The sequence below is a fragment of the Acinetobacter sp. ANC_7553 genome (genome assembly GCF_056779895.1).
The window spans coordinates 156,970-179,154 of record NZ_JBWYIV010000003.1 but is presented as its reverse complement, the minus strand read 5'-3'; the positions used below and the strand labels follow the sequence as shown (position 1 = coordinate 179,154).

Below are 22,185 nucleotides of genomic sequence, written 5' to 3'. Positions count from 1 at the left end.
ATCATGCTATAACTCTCTCAAGCGTAAAGCTTCTACATGTTGTTATCTTGGATAGGTAACGCAATAAATTGAATAAATACATCGAGGAAAGAACATGCCTGCATTTTTAACTGATGATTGGTTTGCAAACGTTGAGAAACTTACAGCTGAAGCTGGTGATTTGAACTTACCACCATCATTAGCAAATCTAGCATTGAATCTTGTAGTAACAGGTAGCGAAGGAACGACTGAATTAGCGCTTGATAGCGGTAAGATCCAAAAAGGCGCTTCTGCGAATGCTAAAACAACTTTAAACTTAGATGCGGATACTTTACGCAAAGTATTCTTAGAGTTTGACATGGCTGCTGCTATGCAAGCATTTATGACTGGTAAAATCAAAGTTCAAGGCGATATGTCTCAATTGATGGCTTTACAAACAGCGAAGCCAAGCCAAGAACAAAAAGATTTGTTCAAAAAAGTTTTAGAGCAAACGACTTAAGACTTTTTAAACAAAAAAAAGCTTACCTTTAGGTAAGCTTTTTTTTGTTAAATACTCACCAAACTTGGTGTCGTTTTAATATGTTCTAAATAAGCACGAATACGAGTGACGTATTGGATCGCTTGCTTATAACGTGTATTGTGCGATTGATTACGGTAAAGAAAATCATATACCTGTATCCAATCATTCGGATTTTTTCCTTGGGCTTTTAGGCGCTTCATAATCGCATCTGTGGCACCTGGCCCCATATTGTAAGCCACGAGGGCATACCAATAACGATCATGTTTAGGAATATAATCATATTTCGACATCATCAGATCAAAATACTTCGCACCACCTGCAATACTTTGAGCAGGATCAACACGATTCGACACACCCATTGCTTTTGCTGTGTTGTTGGTGAGCATCATGATGCCACGCACACCTGTGGGAGACACAGAATTCGGTTTTAAGAAAGACTCTTGATAACCTATCGCAGCGAGGAAGTGCCAATCTAAGTCGTATGTTTGGGCTGACTTTTTAAAGCTAGCTTTATAAATTGGCATACGTGTTTTCAGATTGCGCTGAATAGTATCCCAATCATCTTGTTTAACCACGTTGCGGTTGTAGAAAGATGCCATTTGACGGATAGCACCATTTTGCTTGCTTTGACAAACAAAACCGCTGGCAGTATCTGTTAAAGGATCAGCAGCATTTTTAAAAACCCAATTGATTTCTGGATTAAGCCCATTTTTGCGTAAGCTTTCAAGGTCACCACATGATGCGGAAAAACCTGAAAGATTCTTTTGCTCAATGGTCATGATCGATGCTGTGGTCACCGCGAAATGAGCTTTACCTTGCTGCACCATTTTCAAAGCGGCTTCATTACTTTGAACCGTTTTAAAATCGAGTTTTACATTTAAGTTTTGAGCGTAACTGCTCACCAAGTCATAGCCAAAGCCATGTTTGAAGTTACCGTCTTTAAAAACCACGGTGGGATTTGACACGGCCACCACTGTAAGCTTGTTCGAATTTACAATGGAGTTGTATTGGTTGTCGGTCTTTGTTGCATTTAATGCATGAAATGGGATAAATGCTGTAGCGAGGACCATCGCTTTAAACGAGAGAGAAGAAGTTAGTGAATTAAGGCAAAGCCTCGATCCAGTGTTTGAACTACTGCGCATGTTGTCTCCGCTACAAGTAATTTATGCCCAAAAAAAGCAAAAGCAGTACCGCCTTAAACTTTTATTTAAAGTTGATAAATTCAATTAGGGTGGGCGTCATGAACGTCATTCAAAATGACATGTGTGGGTGGATAAAATATTGAAGAAAAGATCTTCGTACAAAAAGTAATCAAGATAAAACATGGGCGCATATTAATGGTCAATTTTACTCATGTCAAATTTTGTACAAAAAAAAATAAAAAACATGGTTTTAAGATATTGATAAATAAAAAGAAAAAACTTTATAAAATTTTTCCATGTAGAAATGCGGTATAAAATGTTGCAATGTGTCGCTATAACGTAAGCAAAATACTCATTTTATCGCCTATGAAATCGAATTTAATTACCCGAAGTGGGCATGACAAATTGGTCGCAGAACTACAGTATTTATGGCATGAGGAACGACCTGAAATCACCAAAAAAGTGAATTGGGCTGCCAGTTTAGGTGATCGTTCTGAAAACGCAGATTATCAATACAATAAACAAATTTTACGAAAAATAGACCGTCGTGTTCGTTACCTCGGTAAACGACTTGAAGAGTTGCGAATTATTGATTTTTCTCCTGAACAAGAGGGCAAAGTATATTTTGGCGCTTGGGTAGACATCGAGAACGAGGAAGGACAATTAAAGACGATTCGGATTGTCGGTGTAGATGAAATTTATGATCATCATCCTCAACATATTTCAATAGATTCACCTATGGCACGTGCAATGTTAGGTAAGGAAGTAGATGATGAATTTGAAGTACATACCCCCTTGGGGAAAAAAACATGGTTTATTAATTCAATTCGCTATGAAAAGCTCGAAAATTCAGCAAAATAGTGCTTTTTGATTTAAAAATAGGCAGGCGAGCAAAATTTCTTAGAAAAGTGTTTGCCAATTTTAAAAAATATTTATATGATAGCCGCCATTGGAAGCGTGGCAGAGCGGTTTAATGCACCGGTCTTGAAAACCGACGAGGGTGTGAGTCCTCCGTGAGTTCGAATCTCACCGCTTCCGCCAAATTTTTAAAAAGCCACTAATTATTAGTGGCTTTTTTATTTTCTTCATGTTGGTGCGATACTAAGACAGATATTTACTGTTTTATTTAATTTTTTGAGCATATTATAAAAAAACCACCCTAAGGTGGTTTTTCTACAGCGTTTAAGCCACTTTTTCTGGAAGATCGAACCAAATCACACGAGCATCTTCCGATGCTTTAATCTGCGCTGGATCAATAAATGCAATAGCATCTCCAGCATTCACAATGTGTTCAGCGACTTGAATTGAACCACTAATCACATGTAGATAGCTGACATGTTGTGTTGCAACAACTTCAAGTGAATGACCTTTCTCCAAAACAGCTGTTTTAACCTCCGCATTTTGGCGAATATGCATGGGTGCTTGTTCTGTCGGTCCACAAATCAGATGCCATTGGTTTGGTTGTTCAGCAGGATCGAGTTGAATTTGTTGGTAATTCGGCTCTGCATCGCGCTGATTTGGAATAATCCAGATTTGCAGTAAATGAACTGTTTCATCACCTTGGTTTATTTCACTGTGTTGAATGCCTGTACCTGCACTCATCAGTTGCCATTCACCAGCTTTGATATCACCGTGGTTACCCATACTATCTTTATGTGTAATCGCTCCCTGTAATACACAGGTGAGAATTTCCATATTGTCGTGTGGATGTGTACCGAAACCTTGATGACCAGCAATGAGATCATCATTAATGACACGGAGAGCACTGATGCCCATGTGGTTAGGGTCATACCAGTTCCCAAATGAGAAGCTGTGTTTGGATTCTAACCAACCCATTTTTACATGACCACGTGATTCACTGCGATGTAAATAAGCATTCATGATGATGCTCCTTTCATTATTCTTAAAGATGATGTTATTTTAATAGTTTAAAATGAATAAGATAGTAGGTTAGGACAACGTATCGTTCTAATTTTGAAACATAAAAAGGATAAAAAAGCCTGCTTGAAGCAGGCTTTTTAAAATTAGATTATTCTAAGAATTTTACTGTAACGCCAGAACGAACTTTGTTACCCAGATCATTCGCATCCCAGTTGGTTAAGCGGATACAACCGTGTGAAGCTGTCTTTGAAATGCTTGATGGATTAGGTGTACCGTGAATACCGAACGATTTTTTGCTTAAACCGATCCAGATATTACCTACAGGACCATTAGGACCAGGTGGTAATGAAAGTGGCTTCAAATTTTTACCTTGTACAAAGTTACTTGGTGAATAGCTATACCAAGGGTTTTTCGCTACACCAGTAATTTTGTATGTTCCAGTCGGAGAAGGAGTGTCAGCACTACCGATGGTTGCTGGGAATGAGCCAACCATTTGGTTTTGTTGGTTAAACAAATAAAGTTGTTTAGCGCCTTTATGAGCCACGATTAAATGAATATTTTCTGGAAGTTCATTGCGAATGTTGGTCACAATAAGCTTTTCACCCGCTTTCTTAAATGTCGCTTTAGGATTTAGTTTCTTGAGAAACTCTTCATCCATATGGAATTTTTCAGCCAGCATTTCACTTACACGAGTGTAATACAGACCTTTCATTTTCGCTTGTAAAGCATAGTCATGAGGAATTGAGGCTGCATAAGGACCTTTTAGGTCTGCTTCGGTAATCGTATATTCAACATAAGCAGGTTTACCAGCTTGGCGTGCAACTAGAGCATCCCAAGTTTCTTTCGTCAAAACACCTGTAGCCTTTAAACCATTCATTTGCTGGAATGAAGCAATTGCTTTAAGTGTATTTTTTCCACTTGTACCGTCAATAGCACCTGGTGAAGCATGTGAATTATTTAACATTACATGTGCACGGGCATATACAGGGAATTGACCTTTGCCAATATTTTCATACCATTCAGCATTATTCAGACTGTCTAGCGTCCATGAATTTGCTGTAGCAGGTGCTGATGTAGATGGAGCTGAATTTGTCACTGCTGAAGATGCAGGTGCACTGCCAATGTCCGCAGTGCTATCCTCAGTTCTTTCTAGGTTTTGAAGCGTATCTGCAGCTTGATTTAGATCATTTTGCTCTTGCTGGCTAATTTGGGCTTCAGAGCTAGATTCTACCGCGAGAGGATCAATTGGATCTTGAATAGTATCTAAACTCGTTTTTGTAATTGGAGAAAGCGGTTGTTCAGCAGTACCAGAAGCAGCCAATGCAGTTCCAGACATAATACAACTTAAACTCAAAGCAAGAATTGAGCGAACGAACATGTAATTCAACCTTAAGAATTATTCATATTGATTTATAAAAACACGGATAAAGTATTGCAGAAAAAACACGGATATGCAGTATTTGTTTTGTTTAAATCAAATAAATTCCGATAGTCTCAATCTTTATTTTCATTCTAACTAAATACTTTAAAGTGCAGCTTTTTGGTATGATGAATGGAATTTCAATTTTGCATCGAGAAAGTAAATGACGACCTTAAAAAATGATCGTTTTCTGCGTGCCTTATTACGTGAACCTGTGGACTGCACGCCAGTTTGGATGATGCGTCAGGCTGGTCGATATTTACCTGAATATCGTGCGACACGCGCAACTGCGGGAGATTTTCTTTCTTTATGCAAAAATAATGACTTTGCTTGTGAAGTGACTTTACAGCCGCTTCGTCGCTATGACTTAGATGCAGCCATTTTATTTTCAGATATTTTGACTGTTCCTGATGCTTTGGGCTTAGGACTTTATTTTGAAGCTGGGGAAGGACCAAAATTTAAGAAAACAGTCCGTACTGAGCAGGATGTAGCCCAATTACCAAAAATTGATGCTAAATCGGACTTAGACTATGTCATGAATGCAGTGTCGACAATCCGATCAGCATTAGGTGGCCAGGTACCGCTAATCGGGTTTTCTGGGAGTCCATGGACACTCGCGACTTATATGATCGAGGGTGGGTCGAGTAAAGATTTCCGTTACACCAAGCAAATGATGTATGCACAACCTGAAGTTTTACATGCCTTGTTAGATCATTTGGCTGATTCAGTCATAGATTATTTGAACGCACAGATTGAGGCAGGTGCGCAGGCGATTCAAATTTTTGACAGTTGGGGTGGTGCACTTGCACATCGAGAATATCAAGAATTTTCACTCAATTATATGCACAAAATCGTGAAGGGTTTAAAGCGTGAAAATGAAGGCCGCAAAGTACCAGTAATTTTATTTACCAAAGGTGGTGGTCAATGGTTAGAACCTATGATCGCAACTGGCGCAGATGCGTTTGGACTGGATTGGACAACCCCTTTAAATGTTGCACGTCAAACTGTTGCTGGTCGCGCTGCCCTACAAGGTAATTTAGACCCTGCAACATTATATGGCTCTCCTGCGAGTATCGAAAAGTCAGTAAAACTAATGCTCGATGATGCATATGCTGCTGGTGAAAAAACGGGTTATGTTGCAAACCTTGGACACGGTATCACCCAATGGGTAGATCCTGCGAATCCTAAAGTTTTCATTGATACGGTACATGAGTACAGCGCAAAATATTTAGGCTAAACATTTAGGATGAATGTGTGAGCTTTTTAAAATCATTGTTTGAGTTTCATTATAAGGCAGCATCCGCTGCCTTATTTGGTATTTTATTACTGCTTGCCTTTGCTTTGACGGCTTCGATGGGGTATCAAGAATATTATGGATTGTACCGATACGACTACCTCTTGATTTATGCAGTGGTTATTCAGGTCTGTTTACTGCTTTTAAAGTTAGAGTCTTGGGCTGAAGCCAAAGTTATTGCAATTTTTCATATGGTGGCAATGGTCATGGAGATTTTCCTGACACATCCACAGATTGCATCATGGCAATATCCGCAACCTGCGGTATTTAAGATTATGACCGTGCCACTTTTTGCGGGATTTATGTATTCTGCCGTGGGCAGTTTTTTTGCTCGTTCACTCAGGTTTTATCGTGTAGAAATTGAGAACTTACCTATTTTTTTTAATATGCTGAGTTTAGCGATCTTGTCCTATTTAAACTTTATGACGAAGTTCTTTATCCCAGATATACGATATTTACTGTTTGCATGGAGCGTGTTGATATTTTGGAAAACTAAAATAACGTTCAAGCTTAAATATCATGAAATGACCTTGCCAATGCTTCCTGTACTATTGTTGCTGGCATTTATTATTTGGATTGCTGAAAATATCAGTACTTTTTATCAAATTTGGTTGTATCCAACGCAAGTGGAACAGTGGCATATGGTGGGATGGGGGAAACTTGGTTCTTGGTATCTCCTATTAATGCTGAGTTTAGTATTGGTTTTAAAAATCTTAGGTGAACGGAATTCACAGGGTTTGTGGCGATTGAAGGGCGAATAAGTTAATTCATCAAAAAAACTCGATACTTGATGGCATTGGTAAGATTTGTTTTGCGTTCTTGGCTTGATATCGCTATGTTAAAGAAGTTCGTAAAAGAACAAAATTGGAACAATAAAGAACACTTGAGCACATCAAGTTTGGAGTGATGTTATGTATAAAAAATTAGCTTTAGCTGCGGTATTGGCAGTAGGATCAACAGCTGCATTTGCTGACCGTGATGTGGGTTGTGGTATCGGTTCACAAGTTTGGGCAGGTCAGTCTGGTAAAGTTGCAAAAATCTTAGCAGGTACGACCAACGGTTTATTTGCTAACCAATTATTCGGTATTACTTTCGGGACGTTAGGCTGTAGTGGTACAGGTACAGTAACAGCACAAGCAGTAACATTTACAAATGAAAATGCCGAAGCTCTTGCACGTGATATGGCGGTAGGTGAGGGGGAAAGTCTTAACGTCCTTGCAGAGCTTCTGAATATTAAATCTGAAGATAAAGCACGTTTCTTTGCAGTATCAAAAGAAAATTTCTCTGAAATTTATTCAGCGGACAATCAAGATGCATTCCAAGTCCTTGCATCTCTTCAAACTGTTATGTCTCAAGACGAAGTATTAAAAGCTTACGTTTAATTGCGAAAACCCTGTCTTATGGCAGGGTTTTTTTGTTTCATCATTATTAAGTTCATTTTATGAAATTTGCTTTTTTTTCTGCCTTGATTGTCAGTAGCTTTCTGACACATGCATATACTTCTCCAGTTGAACAATATATTGCTCAAGCACAACACCATCAGCTTGATAAAAATAAAACTTGGCAAAGATTAATGTATGCACATCAAGCGAAGAGTGAAGTCAGCTATTCAGGATTTTTTTTTAGTGCAAATGGTGCAGATAATTTAGAAGAGGAGCTGAATGCAAATATTCGTGAATTATTTATAGATCGAGGACAAGATCAATCCATTTTATGTCGTTTCCCAGCTCGCTCTGCATGGTTAATAGAACAACTGAAAATAAAACAGGAAGAGCTTCCTAAAGCAGATTGTCCTGCTCTAGAGGAATGGATTGGACAGATCAAACCGTATCAAGCAACGTTGATTTATGCGACAGATTTCATGGGAAATCCAAGTTCGATGTTTGGTCATACCTTGCTACGTCTTGATCCTAAAGATCAAAAAGAGCTTAATCTTATTTCTTATGCAGTCAACTACGCCGCGACGGTCGAAAATAGTGATAGTTTTTCTTTTGCTTGGAAAGGTTTAACGGGTCAATATCCAGGTGAATACTCGTTAATGCCCTACTATCGAAAAGTAAAAGAGTATGGTGATTTCGAAAGCCGTGATTTGTGGGAATACGAATTAGCATTAAACCCAGAAGAAACAACACGTTTAGTACAACATATCTGGGAGTTAAAGCATGTCCAATTTCCCTATTATTTTATAAGTGATAATTGTGCCTACCGCTTATTGGGACTCATTGATTTGGTAAAACCCGATGCCAATCTACAAGTACAGTTTAGTCATACTGCAATTCCAGTCGAAACCATCAAAGCGGTGCAGCAGCAAGGCCTCATTAAAGATACTGTTTATCGCCCAGCACTTGAAACGCAGTTACTTCATCAAGCCAAACAACATGGTAATGACTTAGCACATTCGGCACATCAATTAACGCTGGTGCAACCAGCACAAATGCGTGAATTTTTAGCTCAATTTACGGCCAAGGATCAGGCGCGTATTCTTGAGATGGCATATGATCATTTGTATCTACAGCTTATTTCTCAAAAAATCGAAGCGAGTATTGCGCAACCTAAAATACGACAAATTTTGAGTTTAAGAAGCCAACTCCCTGTTGAAAAACAACGTACTGAAGTGGCAAGACCACGAATTGACCCTGTTGATGGGCATCATGCTCGAAAAACATCGATTGAATTTGGACAAGTGCAGGACGATACGTTTGTGCAAATCAACCATCGACAAGCTTATCATGATTTATCTGATCCTCAGGGGGGATACCGACTTGGAACACAGTTGAAATTTCTTGAGGGAAGTCTTGAGCTTCGGAATGATCAACTCAAGTTGGCTGATTTGGATCTTTTAGAAGTGAATTCTTATAATCCAATTACGCCTTTTAAGACGCCGTTGAGCTGGGGATTTGGATTCGGTTGGAAGCAAATCTCAATTGATGATTCTGGAAATTTCAGTGATACCGAGCAACATGGTGTTTTGAATCTATCAACACAGTTTGGATATAGTTGGGCAGATGCAGATCGTGAACACCTGTGTTATGCGCAGATGCAGAATCATATTCAAGCTGGAAAAATTTTAGAAAAGGGCTGGAGATTGGGGCTAGGGCCAACTGTAGGTTGCCAAAGTTTATGGTCAGATCGAGTGAATAGCTTAGTGCAAATTGAAATCCCTTTTTGGGAAGATCAGCAGGCTTGGCAGCTCGGACTACGATCCTCAGTTCAGTATGCACTTAACTCGCAAAGTGCTATCTCTATTCACTGGAATTATCAATTACAAGAACAGCATGATTGGCATCAAACCAGTTTAGGATTTACACGCTATTGGTAAATACACAGTACTAGGAAGTACTGTGTTGAAAGGTGAAGCTTGTTTTTAAACGATTACATTCACATAGTACTTTTTCACTTTCTCAACGACTTCGAATGTTCCAATGAATCCTGGTGGTATTACACCTGCTTGACCTGCCGAAACTTCGATAAAGTGATTTTTACTTTGAGTGTGGATGCGAACTTTTCCTTCTATAATTTGAAAGAATTCTTGTTTATTGTCGGCAAATTGAATATTCCAAGCACCAACTTCACATTCCCAAATCCCACATTCCATATGCTCGTGTTCATAAAGACTGTAAGTGTGACGTTCGGGATTGCCTTGGACGAGACGATCAGGACGCGGGAAGTCGACTGACTTTTCTGCGTGTTGTTGACCTTGACCTGCAACATGAAGAGATGTCATATATTCACCTTAAGAAATTGAGCCTTGGAATACGGTCTAAAAAAAACCTCAACAAGGTTGAGGTTTTATGAATTAATAACTTTCTGGAACAGCGCTCAGAAACTCGCGACGTTCATCTTTGTTAGTTTTAAAGTCACCAACAAATGATACTGTACGAGTGGTTGACTCTTGTTTGCCTACACCACGCATCATCATACACATATGTGCTGAATCAATGACAACAGCTACGCCTCTAGCACCAGTCACTTGAGCCACAGCTTCAGCAATCTGTTGAGTTAGATTTTCTTGAATCTGTAGACGACGGGCAAACATTTCAGTAATACGTGCAAATTTAGATAAACCTAAAACTTGACCTTCTGGTAAGTAGGCAATATGCACACGTCCATAGAATGGCAGTAAATGATGTTCACAAAGCGAATAGAATTCGATGTTCTTGACCAAAACCATTTCACGGTTGTCTGAAGGGAAGACCGCATTGTTGGTCACTTCTTCAAGCGTTTGGCTATAACCTGACGTCAAATACGAAAAAGCTTTAGCAGCACGCATTGGTGTATCTTTAAGACCAGGACGAGTAAGATCTTCGCCAACGGCAGTTAAAATGTTGGCGTAGGATTGCTGCATAGACATAAGACGTGTTCACTTACACAGATGTTGAACAAGGACGGCATTGTATCAGAAAACGATTACAATGCCGTATATTCAGAAAAAATTCCGATTATTGAGTAAATTTTGGATTCTTTTCTGCACGTTTAAGCAGAACTAAGACCGCGCCAGTGCCACCTTGTTTTTCAGGCGCACTGACAAAAGCTAAAACATCACGATGTTGTCTGAGCCAACTATTAACATAGGTTTTTAAAACAGCTTCAGGGCCTTTACCATGAACAATTTTAATGACGTTTTGATTTTGCTCTTTCGCCATCTGAATAATTTGCAATACAGCTGAACGTGCTTCTTCTACGGTACAGCCATGCAAATCAACTGCTTCAAACCAACGTAAATTTCCAGCTTTCAGATCTTCAAATACTTTATGTTGTAAGGTCGCAATTCGATAACTCAGACTAGCCTGACTGCCAACTGGATTGAGCATGGCTTGAGTATCAGACATCACTGTTTCATCAGTATGCATTGGACCTTCAGCAGCAGCACGTTTTGCTAAGGTTTGAGCATCCAATTTCTTTTTTACTGGTTTCTCAATTTTTGCAATATTGCCATGATCAATTTTTTGAACGCCTTGCATCTGCTGACGAAAGAGTTCTAAATCTTCCTCATGCTCTTGTTCAACCGTCTTTTCAATAGGTTTAGGAGCTTCAACACGAGGAGCAGGATTACTGATTTGTTTCTTAAACTGTTTCAGTAAATTAAATTGATCTTTTGATAAAGAAGAATCATGTTTACTCATAACGTGCTTGTGACTTTAAAGTGGAAGAGGAATGAATGAGATTATAATCCGAAAATCCCTCAACTTTGTAGTGAGAAGTATTTAAGTTGATTTTAAGGTGTTGGATGAATTGGAGATAACTTAAGGGATAAAGCAAAAAAAAGAGATTGATTATTAATCTAATTTATTTTGAATTTGTTCTAGATATTGTTGTTGGCATTAATGGAGGCAAGAATGGATTCGGAAATCCATTCTTATGAGATTGAATTATTTTTAGTCGAACAATTTACCGCAGAATATTAGAGTCAAATATTCTGAGGTTCGCCAAACAATGCGGTAAAGGCATGATCAGGACGAGGCTGTTTCATAAAACTTTCACCCACAAGGAAAGTGTGAATGTCATTTTCTTGCATCATGGTGACATCCGCTGAGGTTGCAATGCCGCTTTCCGTCACTAATAAACGAGATGGTGCAAGTTGTTTTTTTAGACGAATTGATGTGTTCAAATCAACATCGAAAGTTTTTAAATTACGATTATTAACGCCTAATAAACAACGATCTGATAATTTGAGAGCACGTTCTAGTTCATATTCATCATGCACTTCAACCAGTACATCTAAATGATGTTCAAATGCAGTTTTCGACATTTCCTCAAGTTGTTGATCTGAAAGACATGCAACAATGAGAAGGATACAGTCTGCATGCAATGCGCGAGCTTCAATCACACCATAAGGATCGATTAAGAAATCTTTTCTTAGTGCAGGCAAATCACAGTGAGAACGAGCAATATGAATGTTCTCATCGGCACCTTGGAAGAAATCAATATCTGTAAGTACTGATAAACATGCCGCACCTGCTGATTGATACTGTTCAACTATTTCAGCAGGATTGAAGTTTTCTCGAATAATGCCTTTAGATGGAGATGCTTTTTTGATTTCAGCAATGACAGCAGGACGTTTGTGCTGTAGTGCTTGAGCAAAACCGCGAACAGGGCTAGCGGCTTGAGCGAGTTCTTCGACGTCCTTATAACTACGTTGTTTTAATCGTGCAGCAAACTCTTCTTGTTTACGGTCAACAATTTTGCCAAGAATAGTATTCGCGATATCTAACATAAGAATGTCCTGACTTAATTAAGCTTCATAATGTTTTATTGTTTTTGTGAATTCAGAAAGCACATCCATCTTTTCAAGTGCCTGACCACCATAAATGATGTCATGTGCTAATGCCACACCTTGTTTATAACTCGAAGTTAAACCTGAGACATAAATACCAGCACCAGCATTTAATGCAATCATACTGGCCGCTTTTTCACCTTTCGGTGATTTTTTCTTACCTAGTGCATCTTTGATCAGTGCCAAACTTTCAGCAGAGCTATCAACAGATAAATGCGTCAATGTTTGAGACTCAATCTCTACATCCTCAGGGAGGATTTCCCATTCAGTAATTTCACCATTTTTTAACTCAGCAACATAGGTGGATGAAGCAAGACTGATTTCATCTAGCCCATCTTTAGAGTGAACAACCATGACGTGCTCAGCACCAAGTTGCTTAAGAACTTCAGCAATAGGTCGACATAATTCTGTTGAGAACACGCCAATTACAAAGCGCTTTACACCAGCCGGATTCGTAAGCGGGCCAAGTAAGTTGAAAATGCTTCTGAAGCCCAATTCTTTACGAGGACCTGCTGCATACTTCATTGCTTTATGATGGTTTGGAGCAAAGAGAAAACCCACACCCAAATCGCGGATACAGCGTTCAGTCTGTGCCATATTTAGGTCGAGATTAATACCAGCTTGCTCTAATAGATCTGACGAGCCTGATTTTGATGACACACCTCGGCCACCGTGTTTGGCAATCGTTGCACCTGCCGCTGCAATCACAAAACTTGATGCAGTTGATACATTAAACAGGTTTTGTCCATCACCACCCGTGCCAACAATATCGACTAAGTATGGAAGATCACTGACATCAATCTTGATCGCATATTCACGCATCACACGTGCAGCAGCAGTAATTTCGTCAATACTTTCGCCTTTTAAACGCAACCCCATCATTAATGCACCGATTTGTGCATCAGTCGCTTCACCATCCATAATGGTGCGCATAACAGCTTCCATTTGAGGCTGTGTTAATCCAATATTTTTCGTAATGTTGTTTAATGCTTGTTGAATATTCATGTCTTGCTCTTACGCATAAATTTCTAAGAAGTTTTGGAAAATTTTGTGGCCATGTTGGCTGAGTATCGATTCTGGATGGAACTGAACACCTTCAACGGGAAGGGTTTTATGTTTCACACCCATAATTTCTTCCATAGAACCATCTTCTTCATTGGTCCAACACGTCACCTCTAAACATTCAGGCAAAGTCGCTTGATCAATGACTAAAGAATGATAGCGAGTCGCTGAGAATGGAGAGGGTAGATTGCTAAAGATCCCTTGATCAGAGTGGTACATGTCAGATAAACGCCCGTGCATGACTTTTTTTGCACGAACAATATCTCCACCAAATGCTTGCCCGATACTTTGGTGACCTAAGCACACCCCAAGCAGTGGAATCTTGCCTGAAAAGTGTTGAATCGCTGGGATTGAAATACCTGCCTCAGAGGGAGAGCAGGGACCAGGTCCAATGACGAGATATTTTGGTTGCCATCGCTCAATATCCTCCAAAGTCACGGCATCATTACGGACCACTTTTACTTCCTGATTTAACTCGCCAAAATATTGGACGATGTTGTAGGTAAAAGAGTCATAGTTGTCGATCATCAGAAGCATTTTAAGCTTAACCTCTTGAAATTTATAATTTAACTTAATTTAGCTTTGTTATTCAGGTTGATAAGATGCATCACAGAGTGTTGACTGCATCCTTGTCTAGTAACTCAAAGCGATTAAGTGGCAGTTATCATAGCAGATTCTTTTATCAGCGCAGGTTAAATTTTGGGGTTCAATACATCAGCAATATTGATCACTTAAATCAAATTAATGTGTGAATGAATGGTTCTAGGTGAAGAGCGCTAATAAATGAAATATTGATCTGAATCTAAAAGCTCATACGTGTTATTCATAAGTTTTTTAATCATTGTGTTTGATGAATAAGATTTGTTTTAAAAACAAACAAACAAAATGCAGTCAGTAAATTTATAATTTATAAGATTTAGTCTCGCAGTCGTTCACTTTTACATCATTTAGCGAAGATATTTAATTTTACTGAACTAATATGATGCACAAAATTTAGATTCATCATGGCTCGATGTGTATTAATAAAGTTATGATTGAGTTGGATTATTTGTCTTTCAAATAAAAATAAAATATTAAAAATTTTTATTTAATGATATATAAAACAATGTGTTAAACGCATGTGTCTGAAAATTTGATCCATTTTTCTAATTTATAAAAATTTATAAAATATATCGTTTGGTAAATTAGGTAATTAAATCCCTGAATAAACTTGACTTTAAGTTTAATAATTAAACGTTCATGCTCTGAGATGCACCATTTTGATACAGGTTGTAAATAAATATTTTTTATTGCGATGAACTGTGCCTGAATATGGTGCATTTAGTTTTAAGCACAGTATAATAGTCGCAAAGCAAAGTGAATAAAGCTGTTAATCTGATAAGGATTTCAAGATTTTAGCTTTGCTTTTAAAAGTTGGTACGGTAATTGCTTTAAAACTACCAACTACTAACACGCACTAAATGTGCAACAAAAAATCATCGGAGCAAAATGAGCATGGCGAACAAGGTCCTACAACTCATCCAAGAAAGTGGCGCAAAATGGGTAGACTTCCGTTTTACGGACACTAAGGGTAAAGAACAACATGTTACTTACCCAGCAGATACTATCGATGAAGATACTTTTGAAGATGGTAAAATGTTCGACGGTTCTTCAATTGCTGGTTGGAAAGGTATCGAAGCGTCTGACATGATCTTACGTCCAGATGCTGAAACAGGTTTTATCGACCCGTTTTTTGCAGAGCCAACTGTAGTGGTGACTTGTGATGTTATTGAGCCATCTACTGGTCAAGGTTATGACCGTGACCCACGTTCAATTGCTCGCCGTGCAGAAGAATATTTAAAATCTACTGGTATTGGTGATACTGCTTTCTTTGGTCCAGAACCAGAATTCTTCGTATTTGACGAAGTTAAATGGGACATCGATATGTCTGGTGCTCGCCATACATTAATCGCTGAAGAAGCTGCTTGGTCTACAGGTAATTCTTACGAATCAGGTAACTCAGGCCACCGTCCACGCGTTAAAGGTGGTTACTTCCCAGTGCCTCCAGTTGATTCTCACCACGATATGCGTGCAGAAATGTGTGCGAAAATTGAAGACATCATGGGGTCAGGTCGTGTAGAAGTACATCACCACGAAGTTGCATCTTGCCAATTAGAAATTGGTGTGAGCTTCAACACAATGGTTCGTAAAGCTGACGAAGTACAACAGTTTAAATATGCTGTTTGGAACGTTGCTCATCAATATGCTAAAACTGCAACGTTTATGCCTAAACCAATGGTTGGTGATAACGGTTCTGGTATGCACGTTCATATGTCAATTTCTAAAGACGGCAAGAACTTGTTTGCTGGTGATGAATATGCAGGCCTTTCAGAAATGGCATTGTATTTCATTGGCGGTATCATCAAGCACGCACGCTCATTGAATGCGATTACTAACCCTTCTACAAACTCGTATAAGCGTTTAGTGCCACATTATGAAGCGCCAATTATGCTTGCTTACTCAGCGCGTAACCGTTCGGCTTCTATCCGTATTCCATACGTTTCTAGCCCGAAAGGTAAACGTATTGAAGCACGTTTCCCAGATCCAATGATGAACCCGTACTTAGGTTTCGCTGCATTGTTAATGGCGGGTATCGACGGTATTCAAAACAAGATTCATCCAGGTGAAGCTTCAGACAAGAACTTGTATGATCTACCTCCTGAAGAAGAAGCAAAAATTCCTACAGTTGCACACAGCTTGGACATGGCTTTAGAAGCTCTTCAAGCGGATCACGATTACCTTCTTAAAGGTGGCGTATTCACTAAAGAAATGCTTGATGCTTACATTGAGCTTAAAACTGAAGAAGTTCGTCGTCTTAATACGACAACTCACCCAGTTGAATTTGATATGTACTACAGCCTCTAATTCGTTCACGAATTTCGCTGTAAAAAACCCGCGCATTGCGCGGGTTTTTTTGTGTTTTGAGTTAAAATAAATATAGTCTAATATGAGAAATATTTCATGGCAAAGCCACGTAAGAAGCACACGGGATTTTTTCCTTGGAATGATCCAAGTGATCACGAAAAAGGATTTAAGCTCAATTTTTCTGAAGTGACCTATTTGGAAGTTGGCAGAACCGTCGAAGGCTATAAACAGGCACAATTTCTTGAACTAAGAAATCCTGATTTGGCTTTACAATTTGATTATCCAAATGAATTTTATATCAGTGCCGAAGGTTTTATTTTAGTAAAAACAGCACAAGGTAAATTTGAAGTGATTGCAAAATCAGACAATGCTTGAATGTGTGAGTCTGCGCCTAAAAAATAAGATTTATTCCTTGTGATCATCCAAGTCATATTTGAGTGAGTTTTCACGCTCATAAGGTGCATCCTCAGCAGGATATCATAAACTTTCAATATCTTGGCTTTTGGCGATAGACCATATAACACTCTCCCCAGCGGGGATATTAGGGCTGAAATTCTGATATAGCGGATCAACATAAGCATCTGTTGCATTGATTATTGTCCACCCTTTGCTTTCTAAGGCTAAAATAATCTCGCCTAGAAACTGTCCATTAATCGCATTCGTGTGGAGTAACAATACATGCTGAGGAGAGCGTTGAAGGGTTTGCAATGCGAGTGAATCATAATATTCAGCTCGATCAAGAAGATGATCAATATAAGCACGCTTCAATCTTTTAATGTGTGACGTTTTTCCTGCTTTTAGATACGCTAGATATTTTTGATTATAAAACCAGTCACTTGCATCAATACTGACACCACCATGCTGGTAATGATTTTGTTTTAACCAGTTTTGGACTTGATCTCTTTTCGCAATATTATTACCTATCTTTGAGATAGGGATATCTAAAAATTTTCCTAAAGTTTTGTAAATCATAAAAAACCAATTCATTAATTTTAATGCTTTTGATGTAGTCTTTCGCCAAAACTTCAGGTTTATTTAAATTTTCGTGAAAAGCACTGTGATTGCCAACAATGTGTCCGTGTTTATCCCATTGACGTATTAAGTCTTTACCCGCATTGTCACCGATTTTGATGTAACTTGGGAAAATGATAGATTGAATATTTTTGTTTTTTTAAATGCGCTAGTATTTGTTGATTAATGTGTGGAGCAGTAGGATCAATAGTTGGATTTAATCCATCATCAAAACTCAGTGCTAATTGACGAGCATGAGCTTGGGAAAGAAATAACAGTGATATAAATAAGTACAAGCTAAATTTAAGCATGTTGACTGAAGTTGTTTATGAATGAATATTTATAGCATTTTTTGGGAAGTGCAGTATGAAATGTGTGAGTGCGATGCCTTAAACTAGGCCATAGGTTTGGTGCATTAGTTCTAAAGCTTGGGTACACTTGAGTGTATAAAATAATGGTAGTCTGAAATATGCTTGAAAGCCGTCAATTTAATCATCAGGAAAAATTAATGTGTCCTGAGTTAAAAAAATGGTTGTACGCCTCAGGCTCACTTACCCAACAACTGACAGATTTGGCTGATGGAATATTTAAAGTTCAACGAATCCAAGAGCGATTTCAACGTTTAAACTTTAATGATGCTAGCTGGATGGGTGTATCACATCAGCATACTTCATGGGTTAGAGAGACTCATTTATTTGGTTCTGATTGCGAACCTTGGGTAAAAGCGAAATCTATTTTTCCAATTACCAGCCTTCAAAAAAAAGCACGTCTTTTTCAACATATTGGAAATCAGCCCATAGGTCGATTCCTGTTCCATCGCACAGAACCGCAATGCCAACGTCGCGTGATCTTACTTGAGGATGGATGGACTAGACAGAGCTGTTATACTTGGCATGGCTGTAAATTTATTGTCCAAGAAACATTTTTACCAGCATTTGAACGTTTTATAAAAACTCATTGAGCTAGACTTTATGGCAACCGCACAAGCAATCACCTGGCGCGAGCGTTTAAGCGCTTATTACTATTTATGTCGTTTCGATAAGCCAATTGGTACTGAGTTAGTCCTGTGGCCCACTTTATGGGCGCTGTGGATTGCAGCTGGTGGAATACCTGATTTAGTGACACTGCTTGCCATCGTATGTGGCACTATATTTATGCGTGCAGCGGGATGTGCCATTAATGATTTTGCTGATCGTAAAGTGGATGCGCACGTAGAAAGAACCAAAAATCGTCCATTAGCCACAGGTGTGATTTCGGCAAAAGAAGCAGTTTGGGTGTTTATCGTACTGGTTGCTGCAAGTGCTTGTACATTGTTTTTCCTGCCTATTGAAACTTTTTATTGTGCTTTAATTGGGCTGGTACTTGCTTTCATCTATCCATTTATGAAGCGCTATACGCATTTACCTCAAGTGGTACTGGGGATGGCATTCTCATGGGGAATACCGATGTCATTTACGGCAATGGGCAAGCCTTTGGATTGGACGTGTTGGCTACTTTATTTCGGTAATTTGGCTTGGACTGTGGCTTATGATACTCAATATGCAATTACGGATCGCGAATATGATTTAAAGATTGGGGTTAAGTCGACGGCTATTTTGTTTGGAAAAAATGATATTAAAATTATCAGTTTATTGCAGGCGATGAGTGTCATTTTAATTGGTGCTGCACTATGGCTTGAACATATACTTGTCCCTTTTGGATTAATCGCATTAGTGCTCGTGGTAGGTGATTTCATCTATCAATGGACCAAAACACGTGATAAAGATCCGCAATGGTGCTTCTGGGCATTTAGACATAACCGATGGGTAGGGGTGATGATCTTTATGGGTATTTTTATTGCATTCATATAAACTGAATATTAAGTAAAAATAAAGTTATTAAGCATCCTAGTCGGATGCTTTTTTTATGTTTAATTAAAAGTACTCATGGAGAGTGATAATAATGAAGGGAGAGAATGATGAAGTATGTGATTAAAAAAACAGTTATCGCAATGTACTGTACGGCAGCATTACTCTTAACGGCTTGTAATAGTGATGATGATAAAAATATTTTTCAAGAAAAAGTGTTTGTTGCTGAGAAAGCTTATCAAAAAGATAGTCTAGAGCAAGCTTCCAAAATCCAAATTATGACTTATTTAATGCCGAATGTTCTGGGTCAGAAAACTGAGGCTACAGCTATGGTCATGTTTCCTAAGACTGCTCAGCCAGCAGCAGGATGGCCAGTGGTGGTATGGGCACATGGAACAACTGGTGTTGGAGACGAATGTGCACCAAGCAATAATTTACTTAATTCGAATTTTGAAATTTTAGCGAACAGTCTTCTTAAAGAAGGTTATGTAATTGTAGCCCCTGATTATGAAGGTTTGGGAGTTAAAGGGATTCATCCTTATCTTCATCTATCTAGTGCTGCACAATCTGCGATTCATGCAATAAAGTCAGTTCACCAAGCATATCCATCACGATTAAATAAATCTTGGATGTCTGTCGGCCAATCCCAAGGTGGTCATGCATCATTAGGAATTGCACAATATGCCAATAATGATCCGTATTTCAAAGGGGCTGTAGCGACTGCTCCAGCATCCAGTTTGGGTTACATTATTACCCAAGTCGCACCAAATGCCATTTCAGCGATAGAAAGTCAAAATAGAGATTTGGCAATCGCTATTTATTCAGAGCTATTAGCTTATGCTGCTTATACAGGTGTAGGGATTAAAGCATATGAACCTAGATTTTCATTAGCAACGATATTCCAAGCTAGGTCTCAAGCTGTGGCAGAGAAAGCTGAGGGGTCGACTGGTGAAAATGGCATATGCTTGATGCCATTAATTGATGAGTTTAGAACAGATATTAAGACTTATTTGGAATCAAATTCAACACAAAAAGTAATGGACTATCCTGGGTTAAAGGTTGGCTTTGAAAATGATCCAGTGGTGAGTAGTTTTTTAAGTAATAATCAGCCTGGAACTCAAAAACTCATGAAACCAGTTTATGTGGTTCAAGGTGAAAATGACACCGCTGTGCCATATCAAGTAACACAACAATTAGTAAATCAGTTAAATGGCTTGGGGACTCAACCTCCAGTTGTATTAGATATTGTGGCAGGAGCATCGCATACACAAGCGATTGTTGAGAAAAATGAAGAGGTTATTGATTTTATTAAATCGTATTTACCGGTGCGCTAAACGTGACTATGTCAGCTAGGGTGTTGCATCCTGGTTGACACTTAAAGCTAAAGTTTTTTCTATGACTTTATTCTGTTATATTGCCTCGGACTCAATAACACAGGTTTTGTTGATGACTTCATCAAAAAAGAAATTCACCACTAAATTTATTTTATTGGCAAGTCTTGGTCCCCTTATCCCGTTGCTTATCATTGCGATCGCTTTTTTTGCAGTAAAGAGTGATGCAAAAAACAAAGCTGAGTACGATCGTTTACGTGCAGAACAGGCCGCGCGAATTGAAGCTAGAGAAAAACAAGAGCAACTTGAGCAGAATGTTTCATCTGTTGCAGAGCCTTTGAATTAATTATTTTTTAGCAAGAATGTCTTTTCTGAGACTTTGAATACTTGGGATATCGTTATAGCGAAATACTCGATATCCTGCTTCATAAAACATTTGATCGCGTTCAGCATCTTCTTGTTCCTTACCAAGATGACTTGGATCATCGAGTTCGATAATGGCGATAACTTTAAGCTGATCATCCAGTAAGACAAAGTCAGTCACTTTTCGATTAAATTTAGCTCGAATCTTTAGACTAGGGTTTGTGATTAAAGCGCTAAAAGCGACTTGAGCAAGCACATGGTATTGCGGAAAACTCTCTTTTAATCTAAAAAACATTTTACTTTCAAATGCGGTAATAATGCGTTTTGGGTAAAAGCGTTGTGGCTTTTTAAATAATTGTTGAAAGATAATGGTGAGCAGGGCAAGGGTTGCAATAACACCAATAATTAAGAAAGTAATTTGACTGGATTGAAACACAGGAATTCGTAAATAAAAGCACATATAAGAAAAAACCCACTCGATTGAGTGGGTTTTTAGAATCTTGGCTCTCCAACCTGGGCTCGAACCAGGGACCTGCGGATTAACAGTCCGTCGCTCTACCGACTGAGCTATTGGAGAATCTGGTACGCATTCTATGAGTCAAATGAAGAGAGGTCAAGCCTTAACATTGAAAAATATTAGAAATATGAATCAATTGATTTAAATTTAATCTAAGTGAAACGATCTATAGCTTTTTTAATAAATGGACATACTCTGCTTTGCTTTTCAGTGGGTTCGCTTTACGACATAAACTCATGAGTTCCATCATGGTCTGTTGTGATGATTCCACATTTAACTCATTTTGAATTTTTTTGATCAGGAGTGCGTGCTCAGAGGATAATTCCGAAGTACAGTGATACAAACGTTCATACATAAGTGTAGGGGCTACTTTATTATGTTCAGATTTCTGAGTGCATTGAAATATAAAGATGAGACTGCCAACAAGTAGAGACCAGAAAATCAGTGATTTAAGCCAAGATGTATTCATTTTTAGACTTTTTTAGAAAATTAGAATAATTCTATAGCAAATCAAAAATTTAGGCATAAAAAACCCAAGTCATTATGCTTGGGTTTTTGGAATCTTGGCTCTCCCACCTGGGCTCGAACCAGGGACCTGCGGATTAACAGTCCGTCGCTCTACCGACTGAGCTATGGGAGA

General features: G+C 38.6%; 25 protein-coding genes and 3 tRNA genes. 13 read left to right on the top strand and 15 right to left on the bottom strand.

All coding sequences use genetic code 11. From position 1 onward, the window contains the following. Positions 1-94: 94 nt before the first annotated feature. Positions 95-478 carry an SCP2 sterol-binding domain-containing protein gene (locus tag AC1M9I_RS03985; protein WP_092765941.1) on the top strand — a complete coding sequence of 128 codons (384 nt, stop codon included), beginning with the start codon at positions 95-97 and terminating at the stop codon, positions 476-478. A gap of 47 nt (positions 479-525) precedes the next feature. On the opposite strand, the gene AC1M9I_RS03980 is transcribed toward AC1M9I_RS03985, so the two are convergent. Then, positions 526-1,641 (bottom strand): transglycosylase SLT domain-containing protein, encoded by a 1,116-nt coding sequence (locus AC1M9I_RS03980; RefSeq protein ID WP_035266964.1) that lies wholly within the window; start codon positions 1,639-1,641, stop codon positions 526-528. Positions 1,642-2,007: 366 nt separating this feature from the next. Here AC1M9I_RS03980 and greB point away from each other — a divergent pair, with 366 nt between their 5' ends. Both greB and AC1M9I_RS03970 read left to right on the top strand, forming a co-directional pair. Then, positions 2,008-2,502 (top strand): transcription elongation factor GreB, encoded by a 495-nt coding sequence (gene greB, locus AC1M9I_RS03975; protein WP_481589685.1) that lies wholly within the window; start codon positions 2,008-2,010, stop codon positions 2,500-2,502. 90 nt (positions 2,503-2,592) lie between these two features. Beyond that, positions 2,593-2,682 (top strand) — tRNA-Ser (locus AC1M9I_RS03970). Between the two features lie 141 nt (positions 2,683-2,823). On the opposite strand, the gene AC1M9I_RS03965 is transcribed toward AC1M9I_RS03970, so the two are convergent. Beyond that, positions 2,824-3,522, bottom strand: a complete 699-nt coding sequence (locus AC1M9I_RS03965; protein ID WP_481594147.1) for a pirin family protein — start codon at positions 3,520-3,522, stop codon at positions 2,824-2,826. 148 nt (positions 3,523-3,670) lie between these two features. Beyond that, a complete protein-coding gene (locus AC1M9I_RS03960; RefSeq protein WP_092765945.1) occupies positions 3,671-4,900 on the bottom strand; it encodes a L,D-transpeptidase family protein in 1,230 nt (409 codons plus the stop codon). Positions 4,901-5,105: 205 nt separating this feature from the next. On the opposite strand from AC1M9I_RS03960, the gene hemE reads away from it, so the two are divergent. From hemE to AC1M9I_RS03940, 4 genes are all read left to right on the top strand, one after another. Further along, a complete protein-coding gene (gene hemE / locus AC1M9I_RS03955) occupies positions 5,106-6,179 on the top strand; it encodes a uroporphyrinogen decarboxylase (RefSeq protein ID WP_092765946.1) in 1,074 nt (357 codons plus the stop codon). 17 nt (positions 6,180-6,196) lie between these two features. Further along, the gene (locus AC1M9I_RS03950; protein ID WP_481594148.1) at positions 6,197-6,997 is read left to right on the top strand and encodes a DUF817 family protein; all 801 of its coding nucleotides are present in this window, start codon (positions 6,197-6,199) and stop codon (positions 6,995-6,997) included. 150 nt (positions 6,998-7,147) lie between these two features. Continuing rightward, positions 7,148-7,618 carry a DUF3015 family protein gene (locus tag AC1M9I_RS03945; protein ID WP_035266978.1) on the top strand — a complete coding sequence of 157 codons (471 nt, stop codon included), beginning with the start codon at positions 7,148-7,150 and terminating at the stop codon, positions 7,616-7,618. Between the two features lie 59 nt (positions 7,619-7,677). Continuing rightward, entirely contained in the window at positions 7,678-9,555 is a 1,878-nt protein-coding gene (locus AC1M9I_RS03940; protein ID WP_481610729.1) for an Lnb N-terminal periplasmic domain-containing protein, read from the top strand. A 45-nt stretch (positions 9,556-9,600) separates the two neighbouring features. Here the strand turns inward: AC1M9I_RS03940 and AC1M9I_RS03935 are convergent, their stop codons facing one another. From AC1M9I_RS03935 to AC1M9I_RS03910, 6 genes are all read right to left on the bottom strand, one after another. Next, complete coding sequence (locus AC1M9I_RS03935; protein ID WP_092765949.1) at positions 9,601-9,960, bottom strand: cupin domain-containing protein; 360 nt, start codon at positions 9,958-9,960, stop codon at positions 9,601-9,603. 72 nt (positions 9,961-10,032) lie between these two features. Further along, the gene (folE, locus tag AC1M9I_RS03930; protein ID WP_171076769.1) at positions 10,033-10,581 is read right to left on the bottom strand and encodes a GTP cyclohydrolase I FolE; all 549 of its coding nucleotides are present in this window, start codon (positions 10,579-10,581) and stop codon (positions 10,033-10,035) included. A 94-nt stretch (positions 10,582-10,675) separates the two neighbouring features. Beyond that, entirely contained in the window at positions 10,676-11,359 is a 684-nt protein-coding gene (locus AC1M9I_RS03925; protein ID WP_092765950.1) for a Smr/MutS family protein, read from the bottom strand. Positions 11,360-11,643: 284 nt separating this feature from the next. Then, complete coding sequence (gene trpC, locus AC1M9I_RS03920) at positions 11,644-12,450, bottom strand: indole-3-glycerol phosphate synthase TrpC (protein WP_481610728.1); 807 nt, start codon at positions 12,448-12,450, stop codon at positions 11,644-11,646. Between the two features lie 18 nt (positions 12,451-12,468). Continuing rightward, complete coding sequence (gene trpD, locus AC1M9I_RS03915) at positions 12,469-13,515, bottom strand: anthranilate phosphoribosyltransferase (RefSeq protein ID WP_481594150.1); 1,047 nt, start codon at positions 13,513-13,515, stop codon at positions 12,469-12,471. 9 nt (positions 13,516-13,524) lie between these two features. Next, positions 13,525-14,109, bottom strand: a complete 585-nt coding sequence (locus AC1M9I_RS03910) for an anthranilate synthase component II (protein ID WP_092765952.1) — start codon at positions 14,107-14,109, stop codon at positions 13,525-13,527. A gap of 951 nt (positions 14,110-15,060) precedes the next feature. On the opposite strand from AC1M9I_RS03910, the gene glnA reads away from it, so the two are divergent. Together glnA and AC1M9I_RS03900 are read left to right on the top strand one after the other, a co-directional pair. Further along, on the top strand, positions 15,061-16,476 hold the full coding sequence (gene glnA / locus AC1M9I_RS03905) for a type I glutamate--ammonia ligase (RefSeq protein ID WP_481610727.1): 1,416 nt from the start codon (positions 15,061-15,063) through the stop codon (positions 16,474-16,476). Between the two features lie 96 nt (positions 16,477-16,572). Further along, complete coding sequence (locus AC1M9I_RS03900) at positions 16,573-16,851, top strand: hypothetical protein (protein ID WP_481610726.1); 279 nt, start codon at positions 16,573-16,575, stop codon at positions 16,849-16,851. A gap of 102 nt (positions 16,852-16,953) precedes the next feature. Here AC1M9I_RS03900 and AC1M9I_RS03895 read toward each other — a convergent pair whose 3' ends face one another. Together AC1M9I_RS03895 and AC1M9I_RS03890 are read right to left on the bottom strand one after the other, a co-directional pair. Continuing rightward, positions 16,954-17,448 carry a polysaccharide deacetylase family protein gene (locus AC1M9I_RS03895; RefSeq protein WP_481610725.1) on the bottom strand — a complete coding sequence of 165 codons (495 nt, stop codon included), beginning with the start codon at positions 17,446-17,448 and terminating at the stop codon, positions 16,954-16,956. After that, complete coding sequence (locus AC1M9I_RS03890) at positions 17,393-17,575, bottom strand: hypothetical protein (protein WP_481610735.1); 183 nt, start codon at positions 17,573-17,575, stop codon at positions 17,393-17,395. Before AC1M9I_RS03890 ends, AC1M9I_RS03895 begins: the two co-directional genes overlap by 56 nt. 381 nt (positions 17,576-17,956) lie before the next feature. On the opposite strand from AC1M9I_RS03890, the gene AC1M9I_RS03885 reads away from it, so the two are divergent. The 4 genes from AC1M9I_RS03885 to AC1M9I_RS03870 all read left to right on the top strand — a co-directional run bounded on the left by AC1M9I_RS03885 (position 17,957) and on the right by AC1M9I_RS03870 (position 21,011). Further along, the gene (locus AC1M9I_RS03885) at positions 17,957-18,448 is read left to right on the top strand and encodes a chorismate--pyruvate lyase family protein (RefSeq protein WP_481610724.1); all 492 of its coding nucleotides are present in this window, start codon (positions 17,957-17,959) and stop codon (positions 18,446-18,448) included. A 10-nt stretch (positions 18,449-18,458) separates the two neighbouring features. Then, positions 18,459-19,337 carry a 4-hydroxybenzoate octaprenyltransferase gene (ubiA, locus tag AC1M9I_RS03880; RefSeq protein WP_481610723.1) on the top strand — a complete coding sequence of 293 codons (879 nt, stop codon included), beginning with the start codon at positions 18,459-18,461 and terminating at the stop codon, positions 19,335-19,337. A 107-nt stretch (positions 19,338-19,444) separates the two neighbouring features. Next, entirely contained in the window at positions 19,445-20,668 is a 1,224-nt protein-coding gene (locus AC1M9I_RS03875) for an alpha/beta hydrolase family protein (RefSeq protein WP_481594153.1), read from the top strand. Between the two features lie 112 nt (positions 20,669-20,780). Beyond that, entirely contained in the window at positions 20,781-21,011 is a 231-nt protein-coding gene (locus AC1M9I_RS03870) for a hypothetical protein (protein WP_481610722.1), read from the top strand. On the opposite strand, the gene AC1M9I_RS03865 is transcribed toward AC1M9I_RS03870, so the two are convergent. The 4 genes from AC1M9I_RS03865 to AC1M9I_RS03850 all read right to left on the bottom strand — a co-directional run bounded on the left by AC1M9I_RS03865 (position 21,012) and on the right by AC1M9I_RS03850 (position 22,185). Next, complete coding sequence (locus AC1M9I_RS03865; protein ID WP_481591272.1) at positions 21,012-21,464, bottom strand: DUF2726 domain-containing protein; 453 nt, start codon at positions 21,462-21,464, stop codon at positions 21,012-21,014. It abuts the gene before it with no gap. Between the two features lie 65 nt (positions 21,465-21,529). Continuing rightward, a tRNA-Asn gene (locus AC1M9I_RS03860) sits at positions 21,530-21,605 on the bottom strand. 106 nt (positions 21,606-21,711) lie between these two features. After that, entirely contained in the window at positions 21,712-22,014 is a 303-nt protein-coding gene (locus AC1M9I_RS03855; RefSeq protein ID WP_481610721.1) for a hypothetical protein, read from the bottom strand. A gap of 95 nt (positions 22,015-22,109) precedes the next feature. Continuing rightward, positions 22,110-22,185 (bottom strand) — tRNA-Asn (locus AC1M9I_RS03850).

Coding starts and splice junctions, on each gene's coding strand:
- AC1M9I_RS03910 (WP_092765952.1), bottom strand. CDS start 14,109: ATGCTTCTGATGATCGACAACTATGACTCTTTTACCTACAACATCGTC.
- trpC (WP_481610728.1), bottom strand. CDS start 12,450: ATGTTAGATATCGCGAATACTATTCTTGGCAAAATTGTTGACCGTAAA.
- glnA (WP_481610727.1), top strand. CDS start 15,061: ATGAGCATGGCGAACAAGGTCCTACAACTCATCCAAGAAAGTGGCGCA.
- AC1M9I_RS03925 (WP_092765950.1), bottom strand. CDS start 11,359: ATGAGTAAACATGATTCTTCTTTATCAAAAGATCAATTTAATTTACTG.
- ubiA (WP_481610723.1), top strand. CDS start 18,459: ATGGCAACCGCACAAGCAATCACCTGGCGCGAGCGTTTAAGCGCTTAT.
- AC1M9I_RS03965 (WP_481594147.1), bottom strand. CDS start 3,522: ATGAATGCTTATTTACATCGCAGTGAATCACGTGGTCATGTAAAAATG.
- AC1M9I_RS03900 (WP_481610726.1), top strand. CDS start 16,573: ATGGCAAAGCCACGTAAGAAGCACACGGGATTTTTTCCTTGGAATGAT.
- AC1M9I_RS03895 (WP_481610725.1), bottom strand. CDS start 17,448: ATGATTTACAAAACTTTAGGAAAATTTTTAGATATCCCTATCTCAAAG.
- greB (WP_481589685.1), top strand. CDS start 2,008: ATGAAATCGAATTTAATTACCCGAAGTGGGCATGACAAATTGGTCGCA.
- AC1M9I_RS03940 (WP_481610729.1), top strand. CDS start 7,678: ATGAAATTTGCTTTTTTTTCTGCCTTGATTGTCAGTAGCTTTCTGACA.
- AC1M9I_RS03980 (WP_035266964.1), bottom strand. CDS start 1,641: ATGCGCAGTAGTTCAAACACTGGATCGAGGCTTTGCCTTAATTCACTA.
- trpD (WP_481594150.1), bottom strand. CDS start 13,515: ATGAATATTCAACAAGCATTAAACAACATTACGAAAAATATTGGATTA.
- AC1M9I_RS03885 (WP_481610724.1), top strand. CDS start 17,957: ATGCTTGAAAGCCGTCAATTTAATCATCAGGAAAAATTAATGTGTCCT.
- folE (WP_171076769.1), bottom strand. CDS start 10,581: ATGCAGCAATCCTACGCCAACATTTTAACTGCCGTTGGCGAAGATCTT.
- AC1M9I_RS03985 (WP_092765941.1), top strand. CDS start 95: ATGCCTGCATTTTTAACTGATGATTGGTTTGCAAACGTTGAGAAACTT.
- AC1M9I_RS03870 (WP_481610722.1), top strand. CDS start 20,781: ATGACTTCATCAAAAAAGAAATTCACCACTAAATTTATTTTATTGGCA.
- AC1M9I_RS03960 (WP_092765945.1), bottom strand. CDS start 4,900: ATGTTCGTTCGCTCAATTCTTGCTTTGAGTTTAAGTTGTATTATGTCT.
- AC1M9I_RS03945 (WP_035266978.1), top strand. CDS start 7,148: ATGTATAAAAAATTAGCTTTAGCTGCGGTATTGGCAGTAGGATCAACA.
- AC1M9I_RS03855 (WP_481610721.1), bottom strand. CDS start 22,014: ATGAATACATCTTGGCTTAAATCACTGATTTTCTGGTCTCTACTTGTT.
- hemE (WP_092765946.1), top strand. CDS start 5,106: ATGACGACCTTAAAAAATGATCGTTTTCTGCGTGCCTTATTACGTGAA.
- AC1M9I_RS03875 (WP_481594153.1), top strand. CDS start 19,445: ATGAAGTATGTGATTAAAAAAACAGTTATCGCAATGTACTGTACGGCA.
- AC1M9I_RS03935 (WP_092765949.1), bottom strand. CDS start 9,960: ATGACATCTCTTCATGTTGCAGGTCAAGGTCAACAACACGCAGAAAAG.